Here is a 14999-nt window from a genome sequence, read left to right as displayed (position 1 = left end):
ATTTTTTTGAAAAATGCGATAACCTTCTTTTACTCTTCTTCCAAAAAAGCTAGTAAAGTCTTAGAAAAAGAATCAGCCAATTGGAAAATAGAACCATGACCTGCATGAGGATAGAGGATGAGCTGACTATTTTTTATCTTCTCATGCAAAAGATAAGAGTTCTCTGTTGGGACCTGCCTATCCTCTTCTCCATTGACAATCAAGGTTGGCTGAGTAATATATCCCATATCTTCTTGGGGTTCTTTTCCCCAACGCTTAATCGCTATTAACTGCCTTAAAAATCCGATAAGACTCATGGCCTTATCAGTATGAGTCGCAGATCGCCCTTCCATTCGTCCTAGAACCTTCTTTGCCTCTCTTCTCCCTCTTTCATCATGGGTATAAAAAATATAACGCTTGGAATCTTCTCTTTCCACACTGGCTTTTAGCATGTAGCGAAAAGTTCTTTGTGGCACCTTCTCCACTTCAATACCACCACGAGGAGCTGTTCCGACTAAGATAAGACGATTCACCAAAAGAGGGTTCATCCTCACGATTTCTTGGGCAATCATGCCACCCATTGATAGCCCAAGAAGGTTGATCCTTTCGTATCCCATAGACTGGATGATCCTAGTCGCCTGCTTAGCCATTCCTGAAATAGTCGTTGCCACTTGACCTTGACTGGCTCCGACACCTGAAAGGTCTAACACGATAACATGCACGCTTTCAGCTAATAAATCAAGCAATCTAGGATCCCAATGATCTAAGGTGGCTGCTAAATGCGTCAGCATGATTAAGGGAAGTTTTGACTTCCCTTTACTCAGTTCACGGTAGGCAATTTTATCTCCAGAAACTGTGAGATATTGATTTTTAGTAGCTAGATAGGACATTGCTTACTCCTTATTGATTAGAAACGGATAACCGTTTTTCCACGTGAGCGACCATTAGCCACCTTGTCAAGGGCAAGGTTAATCTCTTCAAATGGATAGACGGTATCAATAGAGGGTTTAACTTGCGCTTGGCTAAGAAGATTAGCGGCTTCTTGTAGCTGTTTGCCATCACTTTTGACAAAGATAAAATGGTAATGCACCCCATATTTTTCAGCCATTTTATCCCACTTACGACCAGCTAATCCCAAAAGAATCTGTTTCCATTTAGGCAGTTTCATACGTCTTGCGAAATCCCCATTTGGCATCCCACGCAGAGAAACCAGATGGCCACCTTTTTTCATAATGGTCATTTGCTTCTGCGTTTCTGCCCCTCCTAGTGTATCTAGAACAAAATCAATCTCGCTCAGTAATGTTGTATAATCTTCCTTTTTAAAATCAATAAAACGGTCTGCCCCCAGAGCGATAACACGCTCAGCATTTTCCCCACTTCCGTTGGTGATAACTGTCAACCCCTTTGCCTTAGCAATCGGAATAGCCATAGCACCGACACCACCGGTACCGCCAGAGATAAAAATCGTCTGACCAGCCCGAACCTGCATCAAATCTAAAGCCTGCATAATGGTTAGGGCTGTCAAAGGGATTGCCGCCGCTTCAACATCGCTCAAATTCTCTGGCACTTTTGCTAGGGCTTGAGCGTCAACCGCTACATACTCAGCAAAAGCTCCGATACTCTCAAGTGGTAGGCGAGCAAAGACCCGTTCCCCCACCGCAAAGTTGCTCACCTCAGCTCCGACCTTCTCTATGCGACCGACTAGCTCATTGCCGGCTGTCTGAGGGATCTTGTAAGGCACAATCATCTTGACTTCTCCTCTAGAAATCATATTATCTAAGGGATTGACTCCTGCTGCGGTCACTTTAACGAGAACTTGATGGGGCTTGATATTGGGTTGGTCCACCTCTTTTAAGGCTAAGGCGATATTGTGTTTGTCATATTTGATGTGTTGGGCTACTTTCATGATGTCTCTTTTCTATTGTTTATTTGTTTTTGTATCTGTTTCAAGTATAAGTTTAGGCTTAAAAAATCTGATCTTATGTCCGATTTTTCTCCGCAGATTGGTACAGATTTCTAATCACATTGTCCAAGCTTTGCTGACGCAATTTATCCTCTAATTCTTGTTCTACACTTGAAAAAATAGGGATCATAGCAGTTTCAATATGCTGACCGACCGGACATTCTTGATTGGCATTTTGGTGAATCTGGAACAGTTTGATGTGATCCACTTCTTGTGTCGCAAAATAAATATCCAATAAGAAAATATCCTGAGGTGATTTAACCAACTGATAACCCGATTTCCCTTGATGGGAGGTGATGAGATTTGCTTTTTTCAAAAGGGCAATGATTTTTCGAATATAGCTAGCATTGGTTCCAACACTTTGAGCCAAATCTTGCGAACTCAAGACTTCTTTGCTCTCACTAATCATTGTCAAAATATGCAGTGCAACAGAGAATTTTGTATCCATATCTCTCTCCTGTTCTTGTATCAACTTCAACAACAAGTTTACCACAAAATGATTCCCTTGACAAGGGTTTAATTTAAAAATCTTTCACACTAGCCAAAAAAGACAAGCGATACTCAAATCTGCTTGTCTTTTGATGGGCTTATTATGTCAAGTATTTGCTGAAAAATTCGGTGAGTTTTTCACTTTCAAGGGTGACATAAGGTTCTTTCCAGTAGGTTTCAATGTGGCTAGCACCGTCCACCAGATAGCGTTCCTTATCCTTGCTGGAGGCTTTTTCAAAAATGGCATCCGTCATGTAGCGCGTGTCGGCATCCTTACCTGCAATCATGAGCAGAGGTTGATCGATGAGTTCAGCCTGATTTTGCGCATCAAAAGCCATGAGGTACATAAGACTTTCTGTGGTGTACCAACTTTGCGCATTGGGATGATAGTAGGTGTCCCCGTAGTAGATGGTTCCCTCACGGTAAAGCCCTGCTGGGATTGCCTCAATTTGTTCCTCGCTCAAGTGAATGCGACCAGGTAAGTATTGCCCTACATAGTCGATTTCGCCTGTTGCAAGGCGTTTGTCACGCGCCTTTTTAGCCTCCTCTAAGCGTTTAGCAATTCCTGCCACATCGCTATCCAAAAAGCCATTGCGTCTGACACGACCACTATTGAAAAGACTCACCGTTGCCACTGCCTTAAAGCGTTTGTCGGTCTTTGCTGCTTCAGCCGTGTAGCCACCGCCACCACAGATTCCTAGAGCACCGAGACGATCCTTATCCACCCCTGGAAAACCCTCCAAGAAGTCTGCCATAGCTCTGATGTCCTCCACACGATTGGTTGGATAGTCTGTGTTCCTTGGTTCACCGCCACTAGCACCTTGGTAGCTGGCATCTGCTGCGATGGTGATAAAGCCTGCTTCGGCTAATTTTTGAGCAAAGAAACCTGCTACTTGCTCTTTGACCCCACCATTAGGATGGGCAACCGTGATAGCTGGATAAGAGCCCTTTTCATCATAGTCAGCTGGTGTGTAAACATTGGCAGCAATCGTTACCCCACGGCTATCATAATTAACTGTTTGGATATTGACAGCTCCTTGTACATTTTGCGTCAAAGCTCCGTCATAAACTAAACCAAATGGATTTTCTTGTGTCATGATTGTCTCCTTTTATTTTTTTCTATTCTCATTTATTTTTTCTAAAAAATCAAGCGTTTGCTGGATGACCTTTGTCTGCGTCTTTCCACTAAAAGTATGCCCCACCCCCTCTAAAGTGATGAGCTGAGCATTTTTTAGCTCTGCCACCAACCTTTGCGAGTAAGAAAGAGGCACCACACTGTCTGAAGTCCCATGAAAAATAAGAACAGGTTTTTCATAAGTCCTAGCTTTTTGATACAAATCTTGAGACAGGGCTGCTTGGGCGTAAGCCCGCCCCAAGGTCATTCCCATAAGAGAAAAGGTTTCTGGAATAGCCTGAGTAGAGCCAAACCGTTTCTTCATCTCATCTTCAAGGACAAAGGCAGGATAAAAGAGGACCAAGCGCGAAATGTCACTGCGTTCACTCGCCACTAAGCTCGCCACCACACCTCCTTGACTGGCACCGATGAGAGAAATCTGCCCCCTATCCACAAAAGGCGCGCCTTTTAGGTTATCAATAACCTGCACTAAGTCCTCTTTTTCGCTCAAGATGGACATATCCGTCATCTTTCCACCACTTCGACTGGAGGGATTCCCACCATAAAAATCAAAGGTATAAACCGCAAATCCTCTCTCCGCCAAGGCTCTCGCATAAGGTTCACCATAAGCATAAGAAGAACCTAAACCATGCGCATAGATGACCAAAGGATGCTCGTTGCGATCACTAGGGCGGTGGAGCTCGCCAAAAATCATGCCACCGGGTCCTTCAATACTGCGTGTTTCCTTGATGATGGCCCTTTCCTGAGAGGGAGCTGTGGTTTCTTGCCTACACGCGCCTAGCCCTAAGGTCACCACCAAACATACGAGTACGCTTAGTCGTCTCATGGCTCAAATTTTTCTTTGAGTGTAGCCAGTTCGCTATTGTCTGTCGCTGTTCCAACCAGATCCATTTTGAGCTGGCTAGCAAAGCGGGTCATGGCATAGACCGTTGATTCCTTAGAGAGTTCTGTTGGGCTAGCGCCTTGCATGATAAAGTAGAGTTTTTTCCCTTCAAAAGGATTTTCCCCACCTTCTAATTCCGCTGTGCGGTCTAAGAGGGTCTTGAGACTGCCTGCCATGGCGTGCCAATAAACTGGTGTGCCGATGACGATGGTCTTAGCCGCCTTGACCTTAGAGAGGACCTCCTGCAACTGGTCGCCTTCTAATTTTTGCCCCAAAAAGCCAATCTTGTAATCAATGAGATCCAACTGCTCATAGGCTTGGTTGCCCATCAAATCCTTGGCCATTTTGACAGTATTGCCGTCCTTATTTTGACTCGCATTGATAAACAGCACGCTACTCTCCTTACTTTCTCCACTCACACGGGTATTGACTGACGACGTTGAAGCGCCGCTACTCTTTTGGGCGCTACTGCACCCTGCTAATACTAAGATTGCTCCTAGAAAAAGGGCTAGAATACTTGTCCATTTCATGATTATCATCCTTTCTTTTTATACTTGTCGCACAATGTACACCTTATGGTACAATGAAAAAAATGAAGAAAGAGGGTGTTTGATGGCAGATCGAATGGCGAAAAACCTGTGTATCATAAGGTTGTACCTTTTTGCAAATCCTATTTGTCTTCCTTTAACCAACGAGAAAAGGTCGAATGAGAGACCCCTAGAAGTTTGGCACCTTTTCGCAAACTAATCAAACGCTTTTGCCACAAAGCCTTAATCCTCTCAAAATGCACCGGACGCTCTAGTCTTGGTCTACCAAATCGAACACCTTTTTCCTTGGCGAGTGCAATGCCTTCTTGCTGCCGTTTTCTTATCTGCTCACGCTCCATCTGAGCCACATAGGATAAGACCTGTAAGACCAAGTCTGCCAAAAATTGACCCGTCAAACCACTAACCTGCTCTGTGGTATTGAGTAGGGGAAAATCCAAGACCTGTATCTCCACCCCACCTTGCTTGGTCAAGTAGTTCCACTCTCTTATGATTTCCTCATAATTACGACCTAGGCGGTCAATGGAGGTCACCGTTAGGCGATCCCCCTTTTTTAACCGTTTGAGCAGGGCTTGATAGGCTGGGCGCTGAAAGTCCTTGCCTGAGCGCTTATCCACATAAATGCTTTCCTCTTTGATGCCTTCCTTTTTTAAAGCGACCAGTTGCCGATTGATATTTTGATCTCGTGATGAGACCCTTGCATAACCATAGTTCACATCTTACCTCCCAAACCTTGATGTTTTGAAGACAGATATTGAGACGAATGACAGGTTTATTGTAGCATCATTCTGTGATCGGTTTGCAAAAATGAGAAAGAAAACACCTCTTTTCTTGTTTATCCCCTTATTTCTTGCTACAATAAAGAGTATAACAGTCGTGTCTAAGACCCGGTCAAGAAAAAATGTGTTTTAAGGAAAAAATCTTATGTATAGTATGAAAGAAACCAGAGAGATGACAGGGCTAACCTATGATGCCATCAAATTTTACTGCAATAAAGGCCTCATCCCTCAAGTCAAGCGGGATAAAAATAACTACCGCATCTTTGACCAAGCAGCCATTGACTGGCTCCTCAACCTCAACTGCCTCAAACAGTGTGGATTTTCCATCAAGGAGATGCAGGACTACCTCGTCCTTTGCCAAGAAGGCAAGGAAAGCATCCCAAAGCGCCAAGCCATGTTGGAACAAAAGCAAAAGGAATTGCTCCAAAAACAAAACACCATCCAAGAAGCCCTTTCTTATATCGACCAAAAACAAGACTATTACCAAGAGGTGCTAGAGGACAAAATTCCCTATACCAGTACCTTTCAAACCACATAAAAGATGGGGCAAATCCCCATCTTTTATCATCTAATCATGCGTTCTCGTAATAAAGCTGCCTTCTCCTGCGCCTTGATTTCCGCCAGTAAGCGCTCAAAAGCTGACTGGGCGAGCTGTCCTTTTGACCCCAAACGCTTAAAATCAATCCTCAAGCTATCCAGAAAAACCGGATCCGTTCCATTTTCCTGATAGACATCACCTTGAAAGAAATAGCGCCTTGTTTTACGGTCGATGGCTAAAAGAGACGAGCGCCAGCGCGCCTTTGGGCGATCTGGTTTCCAACTGATTTTCAACTGTGGACCATGATAATACCAGCCCATGACTTGGAGCTTGATCAAGCGCTGCCTCAAGGCATCGTGGTAGTCGGCAAAAAGTGCTTTTTCTTTCTGATTAACAGACAAAAAAGGGTGAAAATCTTGGATACCTTGGTAGTCTTCTTGGCTCATCCAGTCTGCCTTTTCCTCTTTTTCAAAACGGCTCGAATGGGCATCTCGAAAGGGAGTGTAGCCCGTAAGACTTTCAGTTGTCCCCAAGCCTGCTATCTCGTCTTGGCTATAATAGGTGAGATAATGCTTGTGATTTTTCCCTTTGGGCACTTGTAAAATCTGGATGCTCTCACGCGCCCGAATCGGTACAGACAAGAGCCCTTGGTAGAGATTAGAGCGGGTAAAGGTTTTGATGGCCCTTGGTTCTTTGGCGTAACCTTTTGGGGAACGATTGAGCGTATAAAAGCTGTCCTCCCCATCCAATCGAAACACGATCGCAAAGAGCAAATCAGTTCTCTTTTTATCCAGTCTAAAAATCGGCGTATGAAAGAGGGCATCGTGCTTAAATAATTCTAAAAATTTTCCTGCTAAAACAAGGCGATTATGTAAGGGCATCATATCAGTAGTCTAACATCTTTTCATGATCCTGACAAGATTTCCAAACAAAAAAAGACTGAGAGAACCAGTCTTTTTAAATCTAAACAATGGCTTCTTCCCTTTCTCTCGCCCTGCGCCGTTTGACGAAGTTGACATAATTGAGACTATAGGTCCAACCTGCAAAGACGATACCCATAAGAACCAGATTGTCTTTTAAAAGATAACATATAAAGATACCCGCAAGCGCCATTGCTAAAGTCTGGGCATGTTCCCACAGGCTAAAGCGATAGATGTCGCGATTATAAGGAGAGGTCAAAAGCAGACCGATGAAAAAAAGAGCGATGCCTGCACCAAAAAAGATGAGGCCCATGTGACGATGGTGGCTATTTGGCAGCATCTCAATGCCAACTGTAAAGAGATTGACCCCGATGATGATGACATTGTTGGCATAAGAGAGTAGCCTTGTCCCTGCTACCTGATGATGATTCATATTGAGGTAAGTCTGGGAAATATAAGCTGAAAACAGACAGCTCATGCCAAAAAAGAGACCAAAACCTGCCAGATAGTCATTTTGATAGGTCCTGATGATGGCAATGACCGACTCACCAAAGGTAATGATGGTAATCAACTGCAAGCGCTCAACAATATGAGGAAAATTGATCAAAGAAATATCAAATCCCCTTTCCCTTTGGAAAATCAAGGGTCGAAACGCTGGAATCAAGTAAAAAATCAAGCCCCATTCATTGAATGGCCAAAAGCCTAGCCAGACACATAGACTAAGAATCGCATAAAGAATGGTCAACTCCATCATAAAGCGCATGGACTGTACCAACTCCGTCTCAAAACCGATGAGACGGCCTCTGAGATAGTATTGCAAGGCAATAATGGCATAAGCCAAAGTGATGAGAATGGCAAATGGTAAAGCGTGGGTGCGATAGTCCAAACTCAAGTGATTGGCGAGATTTCCAATGATGAACATGGACGGAATGATGGTCAGTATATCAATACGATCCCTCTCCCCATAAACGTTAAGATAAAAGGTCTCATACATCCACAAGGACAAAATCACAAAAGATCCTGTGAAAAACGTTAACACTGAACGCAACGTCACATGATCCCCGTGCAGTAATCCTGTTAAAATGGAGGTTGCAAACACAAAAACCAAGTCGTAAAACAATTCATAATTCGATACCCGTTTGGCAATAATTTCTGGCATCCCTAATAATCACCTTTTCTAAAAATTAAGATACAAAGGGCGTTTAAAAATCCGTAAGAAAATAGGAAATCTAACGAAGAAGCGCTAGCTTCTAGGAAGATAAGGCTTTTTCTCTAGGATTTTAGCCCGTGTTCCACTCGCCAGCGATAAAGGTCATCATCACTCCTCTTTATCGCACGCTTCTTGCTACTAGGCAAGAAGCTAGGCGACTGACTTGCTTTTCCTCCAGTTTCGACAATAAACTGCAGGAAAAACTGCGCAGTTACATAAGATACAAAGGGCGTTAAAAAAGCAAGAAGAAAATAGACAGTTGGACGAAGGAACCCCAATGCCTAGGAAAACTGGGCTTTTTCTCGACACTTTTAGGGCGGGTTGCAGAGGTCTTAGAACATCTCTTTTATCACACATTGCAATAACTACTATGCAAACCAACTCAAGAGCCAAGACAAGAGGCTCATTCCCACAATCACTGCATGCCAAGGCCAAAACATGACCACCAGTCCAACGGTTTCACGCATTTGCGCACTGGGGAGATAGTAAAAAGCAGTCTTTGAGCCGATACTACGACCTTTTAAGCCTAGACGGCGCATATAAACGCCTGCTCTAAGGGCATGAAAACTATTGGTCACGACAGCTACACGGTAAGGTCCTTGATCCTTTTCTTCCATGATAGCCTTTGAAAAGGTCAAATTCTCCAAGGTCGTGGTGGATTGATTCTCGACGAGGAGGCTTTCTTCTGGGAAGCCCTTCTCTTTCAAATAAGCCGCCATGGCTTCTGCTTCTGAGACCAACTCGTCACTGCCTTGACCACCTGAGACGATGAGCTTGGACTTTTTGTTATAGCGTTCATAGAGGGCTTTTCCCTTTTCCAAACGCTGAGCGAGTAAAGGAGGAACCTTGTCACCGATCAAACCAGAACCCAGTACAATGATATAATCCGGCCGATAACCTAGGGGCAGACGATTGTAAACAAAACCGTAAAGCGTATAGGCGAGATACAAGAAACTCACATACAACAGTCCCTCATCCATCAGCCCTGAAAAACGCATCATAATCGGATGATGTGGCAGATAATGAAGCGTAATAGTCCCCGCAATACCAAGACCGTAAAAAAGGGACAAGAGATTGGCAAGACGCATGCCCTCAAAGGTCATCATCTGCCTGCCATTAAATAGCAAATACAAGCTAGAGGCCACCACGCTAATCGGGATCAAGGCTAAAAAGACATAAACGATTAAAATAGCCGTTTCCTTATCCCAGCGCTCAACGTTCACCACCAAGGCACCTGCTATAAAAAGTGCCAAGCATAGCACGGTTATCAGCAGCAAATAAGCATTGACCAAACGCCTAGCATCCCACAGATAAGACACCACAAAGAGAACCAAAGGTAAGAGGTAAAACAAATGAAGCCATATCACCATTTATTCTCTCACCCTAGTCCTTTCTAATCCGCTCTGTGCCCAAGCTATCTTGCTTGATTTTACCTGCTTTCATGAGACCGCCTAGAGCTTTTTTAAACTGCCCTTTTGAAATGCCAAAGGTTCTTTTAATCTCATCTGGTGAAGACTTGTCATTTAAGGTCATAAAACCACCCTGCTGATCCAAATAAGTCAAAATCATCTGAGCATCCTGTTCTAACATCTCAAATGACCGAGGTTTCAAGGACAAATTGAGGGTGCGATCAACCTCACGATAGCCGATGACCCGTACCTTTAAAACCTCTCCTAGACGGGGTTCTTGGTAACGTTCACTCGGATGAATAAAGCCCAGCATATTATTTTCTGGTAGATACACAAAGGTTCCAGAGAGCTTGAGGCGATAGACGATGGCAGGCCACTCTTGGTTTTGCATATTATCATAGGCCCGTCCTGCTAGATGCCTAAAGACCTCAGCATCAGCTGGATGCGCCCAGATCCTATCTTTGCTATCTACTGACAGGTGCACATAAAGGCGGTCGCCCTTTTTAGGCCAAAGCTGCTTCAACTCTGGGAGAATATCCAGTGAAACCACCACTTCCTTATCAGGAAGACCTACTGAAAGAAAGACTCCCAAGTCCTTTCTGACACTGGTCACTTCCCCCCAAGCATAGCGCGTCTTGGTCGGCCCTTGGTAGTTCGTCGTTAAACGTGCCTTTTGCTTCATATCAAGATAAGCAAAACCGCTCACCATCTCTCCTAACGCGTGTTCTCCTTCAGCCTTATCTAGGGCAAAGGTCTGCCCGTCTTTTTGAACAAAATAATACCGATCGTTTTCATCAATCACAAGAGCCGTGAGATCGGTTGCCAGTAATGTCTGCATGTTTTTTCCTTTCTTTTATAACGAAAAGGGCGAAAATGAATTCTCGTCCTTTTCTCGTTTTCCTTTTTAAACGTCCAACAACTCTTTTTCCTTGGCAGCCGTCATTTGATCAATGTGTTTCACGGCATCATCGGTTGCTTTTTGAATATCTTTTTCCAATTTTTTCAATTGGTCCTCGGTGATCTCCTTAGCCTTTTCTTGCTTTTTCGCAGCATCCATCGCATCTCTGCGGATGTTACGAATGGCAATCTTAGCGTTTTCACCAACTTTTTTCACTTCCTTAGCCAAATCACGGCGTGTCTCCTCTGTCAAAGCAGGGATCACCAAACGAATAACAGAACCATCATTAGCTGGATTAATACCAAGATCAGATTCGTTGATGGCACGCTCAATGTCTTTTAATACGGTTTTATCAAACGGTGTCACCAAAAGCACCCGCGCTTCTGGAATAGTGATGGAAGCCAACTGGTTAAGTGGCGTTGGCGCGCCGTAATATTCCACTTGAATGCGGTCTAAGAGACTCGCATTGGCACGACCAGCACGAATGCTTGCAAATTCACGGCTAAGCGATTGATGCGATTGTTGAAAACGTTCTTTTGCTGTTTCGATAATGTTACTCACAAGATAACTCCTTTTTAAGATAATTTATTAGAAACGGTTGTTCCAATTTGCTCACCAAAGATAACCCGCTTGATATTTCCTGGTTGGTTGAGGTTAAAGACCACCAGATCAATGTCATTGTCCATGGATAATGAGCTTGCGGTTGAATCCATGATTTTAAGACCACGTTTTAGGACTTCAATATGGGTCAATTCGTCAAACTTAATGGCATCGGCATTGGTTCTTGGATCAGCATTATAGACCCCGTCCACCCCATTTTTAGCCATGAGAATGGCATCAGCTTGGATCTCAGCTGCACGAAGGGCCGCAGTGGTATCCGTTGAAAAATAAGGCGAACCCGTTCCCGCTGCAAAGATGACGATCCGTCCTTTTTCTAAGTGACGAAGGGCCCGTCCTCTGACATAAGGTTCAGCAATTTGTTGCATAGCAATTGCTGTTTGCACCCGTGTATCAATGCCTTGTGCTTTTAAACTATCCGCCATCACAAGGGCGTTCATCACTGTTCCAAGCATCCCAGTATAGTCCGCCTGAACACGGTCCATCCCAGCTGCCTCAGCTGGTTCTCCGCGCCAAAGATTGCCACCACCGATAACCAAGGCGATCTCAACCCCTGACTCTGCCACTTCTTTGATCTCTTTTGCCATGGCTTGAACAGTTGGCAAATCAATCCCAACACCACGCTCACCTGCTAGGGCTTCTCCAGACAACTTAATCAAGACACGATGATATTTTGGTTTTCCCATTTTGTCACTCCTTCTTTTATCCCTACTATTTTACCATATTTTAAACTGTTTATATAGTCATTTTTAATGTTTTCGGTAAAATAAAAATAGCTCTCAAATCGAAAGCTATGACCATCCTTTAAAATGTAAAGATCTTTTCTCATAGTAAGAAGTGATTCATTTGAGCTTTCAAGACTCAAAATCAGTTCCAATTCTAAAACTTTATCTGATATATAATTTGGGTTCTGTATCACGCTTAATATAAAGTGGATGTTTTGGTTCACCACTCTTATTTGTATCCAAACAATGCAACGAATTAATTAGATCATAAACTTCCTGTGAACGATTTTTAAAATGACCATGATTTCCCCAGCAGGCAATCGTTAATTCTGCTTTGTTGGCATATTCTTTGATATAGGAATCATTATCATTCCCAATAGGATCTTTTTCTTCATATAATCCCTGTGGATTCGTTGTTCTAAACGCAAATAGATTAGCCATGAGGATACCCCCATAACCCCAGTTCTTCGCAAAATCAACACATCGTCTAATCGTCGGATCATCTTTGTTCTCATCAGCAGTTGATGGATTTAACCCGATAAATAAGACGGTAGGTTTGGTCTCATCCCAAATTCTTGATAAAATATACCGATATTTTCTATCCTCTGATAAAATGGCATCTTTTTTCATCGTCAATCTCCACTTCTTATCCAATAGCGCTGGTCATAGATGCATGTATCTTCATTTTACCATACTTTACGCATTTTATATAGTCAAATATGATTTTTAAAGCAAAAAACATAAAACCAGCCTCGTCACGACGCGGCTGGTTTCTCGTTTGGATAGGATTAAGAATGTCCCTAATCTTTTTTATCCCAATCTTTTAATCGTTGGCATGAATGTCATAGGCACTTAATAAGTACTCGCCTACACCTGGTGCATCTGGGTCATGTGTCCCTTTTCCCTTATCGAGAGCACGAAGGGCAGCTAATTCGTCAGCCGTCAACTCAAAATCAAAGATGTCTTTGTTAGAGGTCATCCGGCTTTTCTTGGTGGATTTTGGCAAGACCACGATGCCTTCTTGGTTTTCAAAACGCAAAATGATTTGACCAGCATCCTTGTCATATTTCTTAGCGAGACGAGTAATGATAGGCTCTTCAAAGAGGGTGCGATTGCCCTGTCCAAGTGGTGCCCATGCTTCTAGCACGACCTTGTCTTTAGCGAGAAGTTCACGTAATTCTCTTTGCTGGAAGTAAGGGTTAAACTCCACCTGATTGACAGCAGGAAGGGTGGCAAATTTGGGAACAAATTGTTTCCAAAAGTTTGGTGTAAAGTTCGAAACACCGATGGATTTGATTTTCCCAACAGCTTTGGCGTCTTCAAGAGCCTTCCAAGCCCGCTCAACTTCGCCATAGGGTTGGTGAAGGAGATAAAGGTCAAGATAATCTAGCCCCATTTTTTCAAGAGTAGCATCAATGGTGGCTTTGGCCGTTTCATAAGCAAAATCCTGAATCCAGAGCTTACTGGTGACAAAGATGTCTTCGCGTGGAATACCAGAATCCTTGATGGCTTGACCGACTTCTTTTTCATTGAAATAAGCCTGCGCGGTGTCGATATGGCGGTAGCCAACTTCCAAGGCTTCTCTTACAGCTGCATAAGTGGAGCCGTCTGCTGGGATTTGGAACACGCCAAAACCAATAGCTGGAATGTTGTTTCCGTCGTTTAGGGTAAACGTTTGTGTCATCTCTCGTCTCACTTTCTTGATTTGATGGTTCTAGTATAAAGCAAAATCGTCTCTTTGAAAAATATCAAAAAAGTATAATAGTATTCAAAAAACAAATAGTGAAACTCCATCGTCAAATACTATCAAAAAGAGAGAATGACTCTTATTCTCTCTTTGGATTGATCAATTTTTCCTAATCTTCCATCTTAATCATAGATTTGATGGTTTTCCTTTCATCCATATCCTCATAAGCAGCGGAAATGGCGTCAAGATCGTAAGACTTGGTAAAGACCTTGCCTGGGTTGATCTCTCCTTTTAGGACCGCATCTAAAAGCCCCCCCTTAACATAAGTGGTAACAGAGGCTGGTCCTCCTGCAAAGATAATATTGTTCATGAAGTATTGGTTAAAATTAATAGCATCTCCGTGTGGAACACCGACACGCCCCACCACTGCTCCTGGTCTTGCAATAGCGATAGCCGTCTCGGTAGAGAGTTCTGTTCCCACACATTCTAGTGCCGCATCAACACCGGCTCCATTGGTGAGTTCTAGGACTTTTTTAATCCCTTCTTCACCACGCTCTGCGACAATATCCGTTGCTCCAAACTCGAGAGCCAAATCTTGTCTGTCCTTGTGGCGGCTCATGACGATAATGCGCTTTGCCCCTCTCATCTTTGCCGCAATGACTGCACAAAGACCAACGGCGCCATCACCGACCACAGCAACCGTATCGCCTTTTGTGACATTGGCTACACGCGCTGCATGATAGCCTGTTGGCATGACATCAGCTAAGGACAAAAAGGAAGCCAGCATCCCTTGGCTATAATCGCTAGGTTTTCCAGGAATCTTAATCAAAGACCAGTCTGCATGGGTATAGCGGACATACTCGGCTTGATAACCTGAGCTAAAGTTGCTTGCCCTATCATGTGACTGACAGCCTCCCTCAAACCCAGCTAAACAAGCCGCACAGTGCCCACAGCCATGTGTGAAGGGCGCAATGACAAAATCTCCCGGAATCACAGTATTGATAGCTGATCCTGTCTCTTCGACAATACCGATAATCTCGTGGCCGCTATTGTGTGACCCTTCTTCTTTTGGGCTTAACCCACGATAAGCCCAGAGATCTGAACCACAGACACAAGAGCGAACGACACGGATGATCACATCATCATCTGCTTCAATTCTTGGTTTTTCGATGTCTTTGATGGCCACTTGGCCTGCTTTAACAAAAATAGCTGATTTCATAG

General features: G+C 43.7%; 17 protein-coding genes. 1 reads left to right on the top strand and 16 read right to left on the bottom strand.

The annotated features are described in order from the left end of the window. Positions 1-29 precede the first annotated feature (29 nt). From ACZ49W_RS03205 to ACZ49W_RS03175, 7 genes are all read right to left on the bottom strand, one after another. On the bottom strand, positions 30-869 hold the full coding sequence (locus ACZ49W_RS03205) for an alpha/beta fold hydrolase (protein ID WP_464813893.1): 840 nt from the start codon (positions 867-869) through the stop codon (positions 30-32). A gap of 17 nt (positions 870-886) precedes the next feature. Beyond that, positions 887-1885 carry an NADP-dependent oxidoreductase gene (locus ACZ49W_RS03200; protein ID WP_464813892.1) on the bottom strand — a complete coding sequence of 333 codons (999 nt, stop codon included), beginning with the start codon at positions 1883-1885 and terminating at the stop codon, positions 887-889. Positions 1886-1958: 73 nt separating this feature from the next. After that, on the bottom strand, positions 1959-2390 hold the full coding sequence (locus tag ACZ49W_RS03195) for an Rrf2 family transcriptional regulator (RefSeq protein WP_464813891.1): 432 nt from the start codon (positions 2388-2390) through the stop codon (positions 1959-1961). 142 nt (positions 2391-2532) lie between these two features. Further along, positions 2533-3528: an alpha/beta hydrolase gene (locus ACZ49W_RS03190; protein WP_464813890.1), complete on the bottom strand. Its 996-nt coding sequence runs from the start codon at positions 3526-3528 to the stop codon at positions 2533-2535. 12 nt (positions 3529-3540) lie between these two features. Then, positions 3541-4392 (bottom strand): alpha/beta hydrolase family protein, encoded by an 852-nt coding sequence (locus ACZ49W_RS03185; RefSeq protein ID WP_464813889.1) that lies wholly within the window; start codon positions 4390-4392, stop codon positions 3541-3543. After that, on the bottom strand, positions 4389-4979 hold the full coding sequence (locus ACZ49W_RS03180) for a flavodoxin family protein (protein WP_464813888.1): 591 nt from the start codon (positions 4977-4979) through the stop codon (positions 4389-4391). Before ACZ49W_RS03180 ends, ACZ49W_RS03185 begins: the two co-directional genes overlap by 4 nt. A gap of 140 nt (positions 4980-5119) precedes the next feature. After that, positions 5120-5710 carry a recombinase family protein gene (locus ACZ49W_RS03175; RefSeq protein ID WP_464813887.1) on the bottom strand — a complete coding sequence of 197 codons (591 nt, stop codon included), beginning with the start codon at positions 5708-5710 and terminating at the stop codon, positions 5120-5122. Positions 5711-5918: 208 nt separating this feature from the next. Here ACZ49W_RS03175 and ACZ49W_RS03170 point away from each other — a divergent pair, with 208 nt between their 5' ends. Beyond that, positions 5919-6311: a MerR family transcriptional regulator gene (locus ACZ49W_RS03170; protein WP_464813886.1), complete on the top strand. Its 393-nt coding sequence runs from the start codon at positions 5919-5921 to the stop codon at positions 6309-6311. A 26-nt stretch (positions 6312-6337) separates the two neighbouring features. Here ACZ49W_RS03170 and ACZ49W_RS03165 read toward each other — a convergent pair whose 3' ends face one another. The 9 genes from ACZ49W_RS03165 to ACZ49W_RS03125 form a co-directional block, all read right to left on the bottom strand. Then, positions 6338-7195 carry a hypothetical protein gene (locus ACZ49W_RS03165; protein ID WP_464813885.1) on the bottom strand — a complete coding sequence of 286 codons (858 nt, stop codon included), beginning with the start codon at positions 7193-7195 and terminating at the stop codon, positions 6338-6340. Positions 7196-7274: 79 nt separating this feature from the next. Next, positions 7275-8390, bottom strand: coding sequence for a low temperature requirement protein A (locus ACZ49W_RS03160; protein ID WP_464813884.1), 1116 nt, complete (start codon positions 8388-8390; stop codon positions 7275-7277). 419 nt (positions 8391-8809) lie between these two features. Next, positions 8810-9805: a YdcF family protein gene (locus ACZ49W_RS03155; RefSeq protein ID WP_464814946.1), complete on the bottom strand. Its 996-nt coding sequence runs from the start codon at positions 9803-9805 to the stop codon at positions 8810-8812. A gap of 19 nt (positions 9806-9824) precedes the next feature. After that, the gene (locus ACZ49W_RS03150; protein WP_464813883.1) at positions 9825-10688 is read right to left on the bottom strand and encodes a CvfB family protein; all 864 of its coding nucleotides are present in this window, start codon (positions 10686-10688) and stop codon (positions 9825-9827) included. Positions 10689-10754: 66 nt separating this feature from the next. Further along, entirely contained in the window at positions 10755-11309 is a 555-nt protein-coding gene (frr, locus tag ACZ49W_RS03145) for a ribosome recycling factor (protein ID WP_464813882.1), read from the bottom strand. Between the two features lie 14 nt (positions 11310-11323). Next, positions 11324-12052: a UMP kinase gene (pyrH, locus tag ACZ49W_RS03140; protein WP_464813881.1), complete on the bottom strand. Its 729-nt coding sequence runs from the start codon at positions 12050-12052 to the stop codon at positions 11324-11326. Positions 12053-12253: 201 nt separating this feature from the next. Then, positions 12254-12721 (bottom strand): DUF1643 domain-containing protein, encoded by a 468-nt coding sequence (locus ACZ49W_RS03135; protein ID WP_464813880.1) that lies wholly within the window; start codon positions 12719-12721, stop codon positions 12254-12256. Positions 12722-12914: 193 nt separating this feature from the next. Further along, positions 12915-13775 (bottom strand): aldo/keto reductase, encoded by an 861-nt coding sequence (locus ACZ49W_RS03130; RefSeq protein ID WP_464813879.1) that lies wholly within the window; start codon positions 13773-13775, stop codon positions 12915-12917. Between the two features lie 172 nt (positions 13776-13947). Continuing rightward, positions 13948-14997, bottom strand: coding sequence for a zinc-dependent alcohol dehydrogenase family protein (locus tag ACZ49W_RS03125; RefSeq protein WP_464813878.1), 1050 nt, complete (start codon positions 14995-14997; stop codon positions 13948-13950). Positions 14998-14999 lie beyond the last annotated feature (2 nt).

Source organism: Streptococcus sp. STR1/CE/0325, from assembly GCF_055386095.1.
This window is presented reverse-complemented; position numbering and strand designations above follow the sequence as displayed.

What these genes read in the sequence shown, in the direction of transcription:
- ACZ49W_RS03200 (WP_464813892.1), bottom strand. Translation starts at nt 1,885, where the DNA reads ATGAAAGTAGCCCAACACATCAAATATGACAAACACAATATCGCCTTA.
- ACZ49W_RS03190 (WP_464813890.1), bottom strand. Translation starts at nt 3,528, where the DNA reads ATGACACAAGAAAATCCATTTGGTTTAGTTTATGACGGAGCTTTGACG.
- ACZ49W_RS03125 (WP_464813878.1), bottom strand. Translation starts at nt 14,997, where the DNA reads ATGAAATCAGCTATTTTTGTTAAAGCAGGCCAAGTGGCCATCAAAGAC.
- ACZ49W_RS03130 (WP_464813879.1), bottom strand. Translation starts at nt 13,775, where the DNA reads ATGACACAAACGTTTACCCTAAACGACGGAAACAACATTCCAGCTATT.
- ACZ49W_RS03180 (WP_464813888.1), bottom strand. Translation starts at nt 4,979, where the DNA reads ATGAAATGGACAAGTATTCTAGCCCTTTTTCTAGGAGCAATCTTAGTA.
- ACZ49W_RS03205 (WP_464813893.1), bottom strand. Translation starts at nt 869, where the DNA reads ATGTCCTATCTAGCTACTAAAAATCAATATCTCACAGTTTCTGGAGAT.
- ACZ49W_RS03195 (WP_464813891.1), bottom strand. Translation starts at nt 2,390, where the DNA reads ATGGATACAAAATTCTCTGTTGCACTGCATATTTTGACAATGATTAGT.
- ACZ49W_RS03150 (WP_464813883.1), bottom strand. Translation starts at nt 10,688, where the DNA reads ATGCAGACATTACTGGCAACCGATCTCACGGCTCTTGTGATTGATGAA.
- ACZ49W_RS03160 (WP_464813884.1), bottom strand. Translation starts at nt 8,390, where the DNA reads ATGCCAGAAATTATTGCCAAACGGGTATCGAATTATGAATTGTTTTAC.
- pyrH (WP_464813881.1), bottom strand. Translation starts at nt 12,052, where the DNA reads ATGGGAAAACCAAAATATCATCGTGTCTTGATTAAGTTGTCTGGAGAA.
- ACZ49W_RS03135 (WP_464813880.1), bottom strand. Translation starts at nt 12,721, where the DNA reads ATGAAAAAAGATGCCATTTTATCAGAGGATAGAAAATATCGGTATATT.
- ACZ49W_RS03185 (WP_464813889.1), bottom strand. Translation starts at nt 4,392, where the DNA reads ATGAGACGACTAAGCGTACTCGTATGTTTGGTGGTGACCTTAGGGCTA.
- ACZ49W_RS03170 (WP_464813886.1), top strand. Translation starts at nt 5,919, where the DNA reads ATGTATAGTATGAAAGAAACCAGAGAGATGACAGGGCTAACCTATGAT.
- ACZ49W_RS03165 (WP_464813885.1), bottom strand. Translation starts at nt 7,195, where the DNA reads ATGATGCCCTTACATAATCGCCTTGTTTTAGCAGGAAAATTTTTAGAA.